Below are 12,688 nucleotides of genomic sequence, written 5' to 3'. Positions count from 1 at the left end.
ATTATGTTTCAAGTGCTTTCTGCACCGCACAGGTCATGACTTTAACAGCATCGGGAATCGCACTTCGGTCAAACGTCATGTCCGGGTGATGGAGACCAGGTGAGAGTCCGCAGCCAACGGCAAGCATCGTCGCTTTCACATGGGGACGCTTTATGGTGTAGAAATGAAAATCGTCTCCGCCTGTTGTCACGATAGCAGGACGGCAGGCGTCCGTGCCGAGAGCTTCTATGATCCCCTCTTCCATAACTGCTGTGGCTTCTTCGTTCAGAATTGCCGCAGGCATGTCCGCTTTCACTTCCGTGGAGATCTCAATATTATGATAATCGGCTACCATGTGGATCAGCCTGTCAAACTGACTCGTCATCGCGTCCATGACCTCGTTCTTCTGCGCCCGGGCATCCACAGAAAACGCTGCACTTCCCGGAATAATATTGGCACTTTTTCCACCGGCCTGAAAGCCAGTCACTTTCATGGACTGCGGCACCATCGGATCGAAATGCATGCCGTTAATCGCCATCACAAGTTCCGCTCCTACCTGCACGGCGTTCGTGTTCAAATGAGGCCTTGCACCGTGAGCGTCATCACCTCTGATTGATCCTTCGATCAGCCTGGCAGCACCGTGGGAAATGGCAGGTGCAAATTCTCCCGGCCCCAGTTCCTGAAAAGGACGAAGGTGCATGCCGAACAGGTAATCCGCATCGTCCACGACGCCTTTTTCCACCATTTTCAGGGCGCCGGTTCCCTTCTCTTCCGCAGGCTGGAAGATAAACCTTACCGTACCGGACAATTGATCCCTTTTTTCAAGCAGTTCAAGGAAAGTTCCCAGCACAATCGTCATATGGGCATCGTGACCGCAGGAGTGGTTTGCCTGGAAAGTCCCGTTTACTTCCTGCCAGAGGGCATCAATATCGGCCCGGACAGCCACTACCGGACTTCCATTTCCGATTTCTGCTGTGAGCCCGGTACAGTCGTCGAATGTCCTGACAGAAACGCCTTTTGATTCAATGAATGCTTTAAGCCAGGCAGTTGTTTCTGTTTCCTCCCAGCTAAGTTCAGGATTTTTGTGGAGGTGTTCAAAAATTTCATTTAGAGTTTCCGTATTGGCTGTCATGATGCGTGTCTCCTTTTTCTGATGATTCTCTCTATTATAAAGGCCTGTTCCGTTTTTCGAAACAGGCAGTCCGGATTCAATCCAAATGATTTGTTATGACGCCATTAAAAAGAACCTCTCCCTGAAGGGAAAGGCTCTCTTTCTTTGAAACTACTGCTGTTCAAGACGGCGGATCCGCTCGTCAAGGTCCGGATGGGATGAGAAGAGCTTCGCGATGCCGCCTTTGCCGTTGATTTTCATCGTGGCAATCGCGGTATCATCGTTGCGCTCGTTTTTCACGCTGGCACGGTCCACATACGCTTTAAGCGAACGAAGGGCGTGTGCCATTTTATCCCGTCCGGCAAGGTCCGCTCCGCCACGGTCTGCGTGGAATTCGCGGTAGCGTGAGAACGCCATGACTACGATACTTCCAAGAATCGAGAACAGAATCTGGAAGATGAAGATGGCTGCAATGTGAACGAGCATTCTCATGCTGTCGTTCTGTACAAACCTTGAAACAATAATCGCTGCGATCCGTGAGAAGAAGACGACGAAGGTGTTAATCACACCCTGCAGCAATGTCATCGTGACCATGTCGCCGTTATTCACGTGGGCGACCTCGTGGGCAATGACACCTTCCACAGCGTCATCGTCCATCGTCTGAAGCAGTCCGGATGAAACGGCAACAAGGGAGCGCTTCTTGGAAGGTCCGGTTGCAAAAGCGTTCACCTCGCTGCTCCGGTAAATCCCCACTTCCGGCATATGCATCATGCCGGCAGCACGGCTCAGACGGTGTACCATCTCCACAACCATACGCTCCTGGGAACTCATTGGCCCGTCCGGGTCGATGACTTTGACTTTCATCATCTTCTTTGCCATCCAGCGGCTCATAGCCAGGGAGATAAAGGAACCGGCAAAACCGACAACCAAACTGAACAGTCCGAGAGCCACGTAGTCGATTCCAAGGCCGGCACTTCCATCCTGGAAGCCGTTCTGCCCTACACCTGTAAATGTAGTGATGAGGGACCAGACGATCATAATCGTCGTCAGGACCATAATATTAGTGAGTACAAAAAGCATAAATCGTTTACCCATTCGTCAGCTACGCCTCCAATTTACAATCTGCGTGAATAGTTTAACATATTTTTGCTCATTTTAGGGTGCCAACTTTTCACTGTAACGGAATCTTCACTTTTCACCCCGGTTTACTGAGCGTAAATGCAGGGAAAAGTTCTGGAAGCGAAAGAAAGAGGAGGAATTCGATGCGAACCGATGTAGCAGGTGTATACGAAACGACTGAAGAAACGATCCGGGAGATTGAGAAGCTCAGAGGTGAAGGAAAAACGGCTGAACAGATCACGATTGCCTCAAAAGAAGATCATGCCCTCGGTAAAATTGCGAGAAAGTCTGATGCCCATGTACAGGATGTCGATGATCTGGAGGACCCGGACCGTGATGACGGCTTCTTTGATAAAGTCAAAAATGTTCTCGGACAGGACAACAGCGTTGAATCTAATGGTGACAAGCTGATTGAAATCGGCTTAAGTGAAGAAGATGCTGCCCGATATGAAAAGGAAGTGGATAACGGCAATATCCTTGTCATCGTCAAGGATCTGGGCACCGTGCCTAACGCTGCTGCCAGTGATGAAACACGGGATCCCCGTAAATTTTAAAATGAAAGGTCCCCTAAGGAACCCTTAAAAATAGAATATAGTTTTTAACCCGGCAGGTTCTGCCGGGTTTTTCGTGGTTAAAACAGGCTCACCAATCCATTACAGTTTCATATTTTATAAAAGACTGTAATGGAGGTGATTTTCCTGTGTCAATATTCAATCGAATAGTAAATGGTGGGTTTGAGACAGGTGCCTTTTTCCCTGGGTACCTTTTAATGCCACTATTTCACCATTATCTTTAACTGGTTTACGTTCAGCAAGACTCACAGGTGGAAATGTTAATTCCTATATTTATCAATTTATTAATGTCGAGCCTGGTGAAAACTTTGAGTTTATTACTTCCTTCTCAAAAGCTTCCCAACTCACAAGCCCACCTGTTTCCATAATCCTGAATTATTACGGACCTGGTACAGCATTCCTTGGCACGGGGTTAGCCATTACTGTTTCTTCCGGTAATATTCCACCTGTTGCTGATGACTCATGGATTACTGTCTACCAGACAACCACTCCCGTTCCCCTTGGAGCTGTTCAGGCCCTAATACTTATTAATAGTCTGCCACAGGCAGTGACGGCAGATATACTCGTTGATGATGTCGCACTGTTATATGCAGAAGATGGTGGAACCACCGGGCCTACCGGGGCCACTGGTGCTACCGGCGCGACTGGACCTACTGGGGCGACCGGGCCGAGTGGAGCCACCGGAGCCACTGGGCCTACTGGAGCCACCGGGCCTAGCGGGGCTACTGGGCCTACTGGCGCCACTGGACCTACCGGACCTACGGGGGCGACTGGACCTACTGGAACGACCGGGCCGAGTGGACCTACCGGGGCTACCGGACCTACGGGTGCAACTGGGGCGACTGGGGCTACCGGAGCTACTGGAGCCACTGGACCTACGGGTGCGACTGGACCTACCGGTGCTACAGGACCGACAGGCACTACTGGACCTACTGGAGCTACCGGACCTACCGGTGCTACTGGACCTACTGGAGCCACTGGACCTACGGGAGCGACTGGAACCACTGGCGCCACCGGGGCGACTGGAACTACGGGTGCAACTGGGGCGACTGGTGCTACCGGACCTACCGGCACCACCGGCGCTACTGGGGTCTCTGGGCCGACTGGAACTACGGGTGCGCCTGGAGCCAACGGGCCTACTGGCGCCACTGGACCTACTGGAGCCACTGGACCTACCGGCGCTACCGGACCGACAGGCGCGACTGGACCTACGGGTGCAACTGGGGCGACTGGTGCTACCGGACCTACTGGAGCCACTGGACCTACTGGCGCTACCGGCGCTACTGGGGCGACTGGGGCGACTGGTGCTACCGGACCTACTGGAGCCACTGGACCTACCGGCGCGACCGGACCAACGGGGGCAACTGGCGCCACTGGACCTACCGGAGCTACCGGCGCTACTGGATCTACTGGGGCGACTGGTGCTACCGGACCTACTGGAGCCACTGGGCCTGCTGGCGCTACCGGAACTACCGGCGCGACTGGAACTACTGGGGCCACTGGGCCTGCTGGAGCGACTGGGCCTACTGGACCTACCGGGGCTACCGGGCCTACTGGCGCGACTGGACCTACGGGTGCGACTGGAACTACTGGCGCCACCGGGGCGACTGGTGCTACCGGACCTACCGGACCAACGGGGGCTACTGGGCCTACGGGAACCACCGGACCTACTGGAGCCACCGGGCCTAGCGGGGCTACTGGGCCTACTGGCGCCACTGGACCTACCGGACCAACGGGGGCGACTGGACCTACTGGAACGACCGGGCCGAGTGGACCTACCGGGGCTACCGGGGCTACCGGACCTACTGGCGCCACTGGAGCCACCGGGCCTACCGGAGCTACTGGGCCTACTGGCGCCACTGGACCTACTGGACCTAGCGGAGCTACCGGCGCTACTGGTGCAACTGGGGCGACTGGTGCTACCGGAGCTACTGGAGCCACTGGACCTACCGGCGCGACTGGACCTACTGGACCTAGCGGAGCTACCGGCGCTACTGGTGCAACTGGGGCGACTGGTGCTACCGGAGCTACTGGAGCCACTGGACCTACCGGCGCGACCGGACCAACGGGGGCAACTGGTGCTACTGGACCTACTGGAGCTACCGGACCTACCGGACCTACCGGAGCCACTGGACCTACCGGAGCTACCGGGGCTACTGGACCTACCGGTGCTACAGGACCGACTGGCGCTACTGGGGCAACCGGGCCTACTGGCGCGACTGGACCTACGGGTGCGACTGGACCTACCGGTGCTACAGGACCTACTGGCGCTACCGGGCCTACTGGCGCCACTGGACCTACTGGAGCCACTGGACCTACCGGGCCTACTGGCTCCACCGGGGCGACTGGTGCTACTGGACCTACTGGCGCTACCGGACCTACCGGAGCCACTGGACCTACCGGAGCTACCGGATCAACGGGGGCAACTGGACCTACTGGACCTACTGGCGCTACTGGGGCTACCGGACCTACTGGATCTACCGGTGCAACAGGACCTACTGGCGCTACTGGGGCAACCGGGCCTACTGGCTCCACCGGACCTACCGGCGCTACCGGACCGACAGGCGCTACTGGACCTACGGGTGCAACTGGGGCCACTGGGACTACCGGGCCTACCGGGCCTACCGGAGCCACTGGGGCCACCGGAGCCACTGGCGCTACCGGGCCTACTGGAGCCACCGGGCCGACTGGCGCTACTGGGCCTACGGGTGTAACTGGGGCGACTGGACCTACCGGGGCGACTGGGCCTACTGGCACAACGGGAGCTACAGGACTTACTGGGGCGACCGGACCTACCGGAGCCACTGGACCTACAGGTGTGACCGGATCTACCGGCGCCACTGGTGCTACTGGACCTACTGGTGCTACCGGACCTACCGGCGCCACTGGTGCTACCGGAGCCACTGGACCTACCGGCGCGACCGGACCTACCGGCGCCACTGGACCTACCGGACCTACCGGCGCCACTGGAGCTATCGGACCTACTGGACCTACCGGACCTACCGGTGCTACCGGGGCTACTGGACCTACCGGTGCTACTGGAGCCACTGGACCTACCGGACCTACCGGCGCCACTGGAGCTATCGGACCTACTGGACCTACCGGCGCTACTGGACCTACAGGTGTGACCGGACCTACCGGCGCCACTGGTGCTACCGGAGCTACTGGAGCCACTGGACCTACCGGCGCGACCGGACCAACGGGGGCAACTGGTAATACTGGGGCGACTGGACCTACCGGAGCCACTGGACCTACAGGTGTGACCGGACCTACCGGCGCTACTGGACCTACTGGGCCTACTGGAGCCACTGGCGCTACTGGGGCGACTGGGCCTACTGGCGCAACGGGAGCTACAGGACCTACTGGCGCGACCGGACCTACTGGAGCTTCCGGCGCGACTGGATCTACTGGCGCCACCGGACCTACCGGAGCCACTGGACCTACCGGCTCAACGGGACCTACTGGGTCTACTGGAGCCACTGGCGCCACTGGACCTACCGGGGCGACTGGACCTACCGGCGCTACAGGCGCTACTGGACCTACTGGGATCACTGGAACCACCGGGCCTGCAGGTGCCACTGGACCACAGGGACCAACTGGACCTACAGGTGTCACTGATGCTCCTCTGCTGTATTTCAGTCAGCTTCCGGGAACGATTAATGTTTTTCCACCAATAAACACAGAAGTAACGGTGAACACACTTGTTATTACAGGCGTAGACCCTACTAGTGATATGAAAATTGATTACGCCATCTCAATTGAATTTGTCAACACTGCTAACTATAGTGTCACTTACGTGGTAAGAACCTATAGAAACGGCACTTTGATTTCAAGCAGAACAACTAACAGAGTAGGTGCAGGGGCCGGAACCCAGAGATTACCACTTTCCAGTACGCTAGTGGATCCAACTCCCGACTCGGGTACCAACACGTACGAATCCCGGGTTATAGTTACTGCCGCTACCAACGTTACCTCCCTTGTTGCAATTAATAGAAATCTAAATATTATAGAATTTCCAACTTAAAAAGAGCGTCCCTTGATTTTTTAAAGTCAGGGACGCTCTTTTTTATTTCACCGGAATCCAGATCTCCGAATATAAATCCGGACTGTCGGGATCGTCATTTGTATACATTTCAAAGCTTGATGTACCGGTCAGTTCATACCGGCTTGACGGGAGCCACTCAGAAATGATCCTTTCCCATGCCTGCTGCATCGCATCCGGCATCGGGCCGTGTACTTCAAATACAGCCCAGGTTGAGGCGGGGATGACAAGCTTTTCAAAGCCGTCCGGTACTGCACCTTCATACTCCGTCGCCACCCAGTAATCGATGGACTGGTCTTCCCGGTCCTCACAGACGCCAAGGATGCCGTTAATCTGACCATTATTTAAATCAAAAAGTTTCTCCGATGTGCCATTACTGTTTACTTCTCCCCAAAGCTTCGGAATTTCCGCCTGCTGGGCATTGTTTTCAATGGAAAACTTCCTTTTAATACCTGTTACACTGAACCCTTCCCGTTCCACAATGCTGTACTTCATCATCTCTTCCCCTTTCAGTGATACCTGAATGACCAGGCGGTTATAGCACGCAAGACTGGCTCCGGGCAATTTTGCCTCCTTTGGCGTTATGCCATGCTGGCGTCTGAAGGCTTTGGCAAACGATTCGGGAGTTTCATAGCCATATTTATAGGCTACATCGATGATTCGTTCCGTCCCCCTGCTCAAATCCTCTGCTGCGATGGTGAGCCTGCGCCTCCGGACATACTCCCCGACTGAAACACCTGTTAAAACTGAAAATGCGCGCTGAAGATGGGCCGGTGACACATGGGCCGCCTTTGCTGCTTCCTCCACTGAGACCGGATACGGAAGGGTTTCTTCAATATACTCGATCATTCTTCTTAATGAATCGACCCACTGCACTTGACCACCTCCCATATATGTATGATAGCTGAGCAACTTCCTTAAATCCTGTCATTTTCGCTCTTCCGCTGACTGGCTGAGTACTGTGAATCTGAAAATTCCGTTATTAATTGTGAAGAATTTACCAATCAAATGCCATCTTATGTTATTCTGATAGTCAATAGTAACGTGTATGCTCATTCTACCATTTCACAGAATGTTCTGGTACACCGCCGGTCTGGAGGTGCGCACACTGAAGGTATTACTGGAAATTATAAGAGCCGGACTGATCACACTTGTGCTGGGAGCCGTCTTCAACGCGCTCATTTCACGTCTTTATGTCTGGTTCGGCCTGGATATTGGAGAAATGGGCTGGCTGATCAATCTTGGGATTCTGATTTTGATCTTTGTGCTTTATCAGAACAAATTTCAATTCAGCGGCTGGAATCATTCATTTAAAACTGAAAAGCTTACCAGTCCGGTCACAACCCTGCTTATAGGAACAGCAGCAGTTTTGATCCTGATGCCACTGATGATCACGTCAGCTGGTCCATGGTTCAGCTGAAGATGTTTTTGCACCAAAAACAACCGCCCGCATCCATCAGGAAGCGGGCGTACTGCGTTTTACTCTGAAACGTCTCTTCTGTTGTATCCTGTAAATCCCGTAATGATCAGGACCGCTGCAATCCCGGTCAGCAGTGCAAGTGCTGCAAAGTTCATTTCATCTACCGGAAGCTGTGGTACATGACCAAATGGGGACATATTCTTAAGCCATTCCGGAAACTGAAGCAGTTCTCCCAGATAGACAACGAGAAACGTATAGGCCAGATAGGCCCAGATCAGACCGGTCAGTTTCGGGAACACGCCAATCAGCAGTACAGCAGCACCAATCATGATCCATACGGCAGGAAGATACACCATCGCCGCTTCAAAAACGACGCCGAATGCAAGGGGATCATCCATCACACCTGCCGCAGCCGACCAGAGACCGAACATGGCAAGAAACAGCATCACGATACTGGTGAGTATTGCGAGTACAAAGTAACTGCCCATCACCCGGGTCCGGGACACGACTCTTGTAAGAAGATGCCCGATCCGCTCCTTCCGCTCCTCGCCTTTCAGTTTGAGCATCATCATCAGCGGAGGTATGGTACAGATCATCGCAATGACCGCCATCAGCATCGTCAGATACTGTTCGGTGAGGGAAAGCCCGGATTCAGGCGCCAGAATTTCCCGCATCATGTCACTTGATTCAAAAAACATTTCAAGGTCACCCATAACCGAACCATACGACACCCCAAGGACAAACATTCCCACTGCCCAGGCAATAAGCGAGGTGCGCTGAAGGCGGACACTTAATCCGAATGGACTTTGTAAAAATGCTGATGCATGCTTTTTTCCCGCACGTGCAGGCAGAAAGCCTGCATCCAGGTCACGTCTTAAATTCAGATACAAAGCCAGACCTGTAATAACAACGGCAATCAGGGCCGGTACAATAGCAGGCCACCAGTAATTATTCACGTACACTTCCGTTCGGAGAATAAGGCCAAGTGGGGAAGCCAGTGCCAGAGGCTCACTCCCCACATCCCCTATCGCCCGAAGCAGATAGGCCACTCCCAGCACGGTAAAGGAAAAGCCGACTGTGCCCCGCCCATTATCAGACAGCTGGGCAAAAAGAGCTGTTACGGCGGCAAAAAACAGACCGGCTGCGCCAAGTGCGGCTCCGAAGAGAAGGGACCCCGTCAGATCAATCGAGTCGATCCCCACGGCTGCAAGACTGAATCCGGTCAATAGGGCAACAGCCACGTTAACCCCTGTCATCACAATCAAAGTGGAAGCGAGCGTTGAGAGTCGTCCGACCGGAAGGGAACGAACAAGCTCCACACGTACTTCCTCTTCATCTGTCCTCGTATGACGTGCGACGAGCAGTATGTTCATAATCGCTGTCACGACAGCCATAAAGAGCAGCATCTGGTGACCCATCATGGCACCTTCATGATAGTTGTCGAGGCCATAACCCGGCCCGACCATGGCAGTCATTGCCGGGTTCTCCATCGTACCGGCCATCGCCTGCTGTTCTTCCTCACTCATATACAGACCGGTAAAGGAAGCCGCAGTCATTAGGTTCAGCAGAACGATAGCAGCTATCCAGACGCTGAGACGAATCCGGTCTCTTCGCAGCACGAAACGGCTCAGACGACCTGTTCTGCTAAACAGTTGATTCGCCATCCGTCTTCGCCTCCTCTTTTCCAGTCCCTTCGTAATGACGCATGAAAAGATCTTCAAGTGTCGGCGGCGCACTTTCAAGCTTTATAACACCAAACCGGCTTACATGCTGCATGATCTGAGCGAGCTCTTCACCGTCTGCCTGAAAAGAAAGAGCACCGTCATTTTCCTTAACATCGTGAACCCCATTTAGAGATGAAAGACCTTCAATTGGGCTTTTCGTTTTAACAAGTATGCCTGTTCTGGTCAGGTGGCGAAGCTCATCGAGCGTGCCTGATTCAATGATCTCCCCTCCCCGGATGATCCCCACACGGTCACAGAGCCGTTCTACTTCAGATAGAATGTGACTCGAAAGTAGTACTGTTTTACCTTCCGCTTTCACTCTTCCTACATATTCCTGAAACACACGCTCCATCAGGGGATCAAGCCCGCTTGTCGGTTCATCTAAAATGTACAGATCTGATTCACTGGCAAAAGCAGCCACCAGGGCAACTTTCTGCCGGTTTCCTTTTGAATAGGTTCGGCACTTTTTAGCCGGATCCAGTTTAAACCGGTCAATCAGTTCCTCTCTCTTTAAAGGATTTCCTTTCTCTCCCCGAAGGCTGATCATCAGATCGATCACTTCGCCGCCTGTCAGATTCGGCCAGAGGTTCACGTCGCCGGGCACATAGGCGATCTGCTTATGGAGCTCGACCGCTTCCTTCCACGCATCCCTGCCAAAGATCCGTGCCTGCCCTTCCGTTGCTTTTAAAATACCGAGCAGCACGCGGATTGTGGTGGATTTACCAGCTCCGTTCGGCCCGATAAAGCCGTATACTTCCCCCTGTTTCACATCCATATTTACACCAGTGAGTGCCCTGAATTTGCCAAACTCCTTTGTCAGGCCTGTCGTTTCAATAACATTCATCTGCTTCTCCCCCAAAAATGAATAAGTTATGAAATATTTGTACTTATATAGTTCATATTATACATTAAGATCCGAATATACAATAGATTTATGAACTATTTTTATTGTTTTATTACAAAACTTTAAGTAAAATATAGCAAGAGGTGAACGAAATGGATGGATTTCAGCAGCGCCGGGAACAGAAAAAGAAAGATATCCTTACAACAGCCCATGGGCTGTTCATGACTCATGGCATACAGAAGGTGTCTGTTGCCGAGATTGCGAGAAAAGCAGGCGTCTCACAGGTGACAATTTACAATTACTTTGAAAATAAACATAAACTGATTTACGAATCTTTCCTTTATTATGTAGACGAAGCGATGAGTGAATTTGAAGAGACAGTCGACAGCGACCTGCCTTTCCCAGAAAAAATCAAACAGCTTATTTTCAATAAAAAACAGACGGCAATCCAGATTCATCCTGAATACTACCAGTACATGATGAGAGAATACACAGCGGATCAGGGTAATCTCATTGAGCGGATTTACGCAGAGAAAACGATGCCAATCCTCTCCATTCTGCTTGAGGAAGGCCGGAGCAAAGGCTACATTGACCCGTCCATTTCCATGGAGGCGGTGCTTTTTTATATAAATATCTTGAAAGATGCGATGCAGAGAGAGGAGATTTATGAGAAAGTCCTTCCCCTGACTGAAGACATTACGAAGATTTTCTTTTACGGCCTCGTCGGAGAAAAAAGGGAGTAACATGATTTCCTCCCTGGGGTGAGTCCTAAAACAATTTCATAAAACAAAAGCTTCGCTGCAGGCGGATAATCTATTAACAATAAGCAGCAATCGATCTGAAGCTGTTGAATTGAAAGGACGTTCTAATATGGAAAAACGCAAATCATTTTTAATTCATCTTTTTCTCTCCGCAGTTTTTTTTGCCGTACTGATTTTCACAGCATCCGGACAAACTGTGGGGGAAAACACCAACCTGCTCGGCACAGAGGGCATGTGGTGGACGCTCGGAATTATGGCAGTCGTATACCTGATTCCTCTTCTCTTTACGTTTATAAAAACCCAAATTGCCTGGTGCATTCTGATGGTTCTTGGCGTCTTATCCGTTCTAATCGCAGCAGCTTCCGGGATTGGTCTGATTGTGATGACCATAGTAACTGGTGAGATGGGGCTGGTGATCCCCTTTATTGCGGCAGTGATCATGTTTTTCGGTAATTTTTTTGTTTACCATACAGGACTTCAGGGCTTCCTCAGCCCATGGGTCAAGGAAGCCGAAGCAGCCAAAAAAGAAGCCCGCTCACAGTGAGCTGGGTTTTTTTCAGTCACAGTGCTCATTCATCGGAGGAAAACACCAGCTCATCATACGTTTCCAAAACGGGAGGGTATTCCGTTATGAAAATATCTATTACTCCTGGAGCAGGAATGATTGTCATCCACTCATTATCCATGGCAATCACCACCTTCACCAACTCTTTTTCTCCATTACGAGTAAACCCGTATCCCTTTAAACTCTGGATTATTCCATCCCCTCTCGGAATATAATCCGATGAATAAACGACATGCTTTTGAGAAGGCACATCAGCCTTTTCGAAAGTGAGCGGTGCCGGGGTATCCTGTTCATGGAGAATGAGCAGATCATTCCCTGCCTCATCTTCCCGCCATTCGAAACGCCAATAACCCTCCTCATCCATTAGTCCCTTGTCCTCGTTCCAAAGGCCCCTGCCTATAACCGGGTCAGGACACAAAAAACTCCAGACTTCTTCTCTATTTGAGATCATCATCCTGCTTGCCATCAGAGCCCGCAGGTTCTTTCCTTTCATCTCCATAAACTTTATCCACTCTGGTTTCATCGTTAAAATCAATTCCTTTCAATAAAAG

The 12,688-nt window shown here is 52.2% G+C and carries 11 protein-coding genes and 1 pseudogene; 6 read left to right on the top strand and 6 right to left on the bottom strand.

What is annotated here, in order from left to right:
• Position 1 precedes the first annotated feature (1 nt).
• The gene (locus CR205_RS03605) at positions 2–1,111 is read right to left on the bottom strand and encodes a M20 peptidase aminoacylase family protein (protein WP_110517025.1); all 1,110 of its coding nucleotides are present in this window, start codon (positions 1,109–1,111) and stop codon (positions 2–4) included.
• A 150-nt stretch (positions 1,112–1,261) separates the two neighbouring features.
• Entirely contained in the window at positions 1,262–2,185 is a 924-nt protein-coding gene (htpX, locus tag CR205_RS03600; protein ID WP_110517022.1) for a protease HtpX, read from the bottom strand.
• Positions 2,186–2,352: 167 nt separating this feature from the next.
• On the opposite strand from htpX, the gene CR205_RS03595 reads away from it, so the two are divergent.
• The 3 genes and pseudogenes from CR205_RS03595 (at position 2,353) to CR205_RS03590 (ending at position 6,805) form a co-directional block, all read left to right on the top strand.
• Entirely contained in the window at positions 2,353–2,763 is a 411-nt protein-coding gene (locus CR205_RS03595) for a general stress protein (RefSeq protein WP_110517019.1), read from the top strand.
• A 223-nt stretch (positions 2,764–2,986) separates the two neighbouring features.
• Positions 2,987–3,307 (top strand): annotated as a pseudogene (locus CR205_RS20840) (NTTRR-F1 domain); the annotation flags it as partial.
• Between the two features lie 21 nt (positions 3,308–3,328).
• Positions 3,329–6,805: a collagen-like protein gene (locus CR205_RS03590; RefSeq protein ID WP_456236523.1), complete on the top strand. Its 3,477-nt coding sequence runs from the start codon at positions 3,329–3,331 to the stop codon at positions 6,803–6,805.
• Between the two features lie 42 nt (positions 6,806–6,847).
• On the opposite strand, the gene CR205_RS03585 is transcribed toward CR205_RS03590, so the two are convergent.
• Positions 6,848–7,699, bottom strand: a complete 852-nt coding sequence (locus tag CR205_RS03585) for an AraC family transcriptional regulator (protein WP_110517016.1) — start codon at positions 7,697–7,699, stop codon at positions 6,848–6,850.
• A gap of 172 nt (positions 7,700–7,871) precedes the next feature.
• Here CR205_RS03585 and CR205_RS03580 point away from each other — a divergent pair, with 172 nt between their 5' ends.
• Positions 7,872–8,243, top strand: coding sequence for a hypothetical protein (locus tag CR205_RS03580; protein ID WP_110517014.1), 372 nt, complete (start codon positions 7,872–7,874; stop codon positions 8,241–8,243).
• A gap of 59 nt (positions 8,244–8,302) precedes the next feature.
• Here CR205_RS03580 and CR205_RS03575 read toward each other — a convergent pair whose 3' ends face one another.
• Together CR205_RS03575 and CR205_RS03570 are read right to left on the bottom strand one after the other, a co-directional pair.
• Entirely contained in the window at positions 8,303–9,907 is a 1,605-nt protein-coding gene (locus CR205_RS03575; protein WP_110517012.1) for an ABC transporter permease, read from the bottom strand.
• On the bottom strand, positions 9,888–10,811 hold the full coding sequence (locus CR205_RS03570) for an ABC transporter ATP-binding protein (protein ID WP_110517010.1): 924 nt from the start codon (positions 10,809–10,811) through the stop codon (positions 9,888–9,890). Before CR205_RS03570 ends, CR205_RS03575 begins: the two co-directional genes overlap by 20 nt.
• Positions 10,812–10,963: 152 nt before the next feature.
• On the opposite strand from CR205_RS03570, the gene CR205_RS03565 reads away from it, so the two are divergent.
• Together CR205_RS03565 and CR205_RS03560 are read left to right on the top strand one after the other, a co-directional pair.
• Entirely contained in the window at positions 10,964–11,554 is a 591-nt protein-coding gene (locus CR205_RS03565; protein WP_110517008.1) for a TetR/AcrR family transcriptional regulator, read from the top strand.
• Between the two features lie 127 nt (positions 11,555–11,681).
• Entirely contained in the window at positions 11,682–12,116 is a 435-nt protein-coding gene (locus tag CR205_RS03560; RefSeq protein WP_110517005.1) for a DUF5391 family protein, read from the top strand.
• A gap of 25 nt (positions 12,117–12,141) precedes the next feature.
• Here the strand turns inward: CR205_RS03560 and CR205_RS03555 are convergent, their stop codons facing one another.
• A complete protein-coding gene (locus CR205_RS03555; RefSeq protein ID WP_110517002.1) occupies positions 12,142–12,660 on the bottom strand; it encodes a hypothetical protein in 519 nt (172 codons plus the stop codon).
• Positions 12,661–12,688 lie beyond the last annotated feature (28 nt).

The sequence above is a fragment of the Alteribacter lacisalsi genome (assembly GCF_003226345.1).
In the GTDB taxonomy this organism is placed as follows: domain Bacteria; phylum Bacillota; class Bacilli; order Bacillales; family Salisediminibacteriaceae; genus Alteribacter; species Alteribacter lacisalsi.
This window is presented reverse-complemented; position numbering and strand designations above follow the sequence as displayed.

What these genes read in the sequence shown, in the direction of transcription:
- CR205_RS03555 (WP_110517002.1), bottom strand. Translation starts at nt 12,660, where the DNA reads ATGAAACCAGAGTGGATAAAGTTTATGGAGATGAAAGGAAAGAACCTG.
- CR205_RS03605 (WP_110517025.1), bottom strand. Translation starts at nt 1,111, where the DNA reads ATGACAGCCAATACGGAAACTCTAAATGAAATTTTTGAACACCTCCAC.
- htpX (WP_110517022.1), bottom strand. Translation starts at nt 2,185, where the DNA reads ATGGGTAAACGATTTATGCTTTTTGTACTCACTAATATTATGGTCCTG.
- CR205_RS03595 (WP_110517019.1), top strand. Translation starts at nt 2,353, where the DNA reads ATGCGAACCGATGTAGCAGGTGTATACGAAACGACTGAAGAAACGATC.
- CR205_RS03580 (WP_110517014.1), top strand. Translation starts at nt 7,872, where the DNA reads ATGCTCATTCTACCATTTCACAGAATGTTCTGGTACACCGCCGGTCTG.
- CR205_RS03560 (WP_110517005.1), top strand. Translation starts at nt 11,682, where the DNA reads ATGGAAAAACGCAAATCATTTTTAATTCATCTTTTTCTCTCCGCAGTT.
- CR205_RS03575 (WP_110517012.1), bottom strand. Translation starts at nt 9,907, where the DNA reads ATGGCGAATCAACTGTTTAGCAGAACAGGTCGTCTGAGCCGTTTCGTG.
- CR205_RS03565 (WP_110517008.1), top strand. Translation starts at nt 10,964, where the DNA reads ATGGATGGATTTCAGCAGCGCCGGGAACAGAAAAAGAAAGATATCCTT.
- CR205_RS03570 (WP_110517010.1), bottom strand. Translation starts at nt 10,811, where the DNA reads ATGAATGTTATTGAAACGACAGGCCTGACAAAGGAGTTTGGCAAATTC.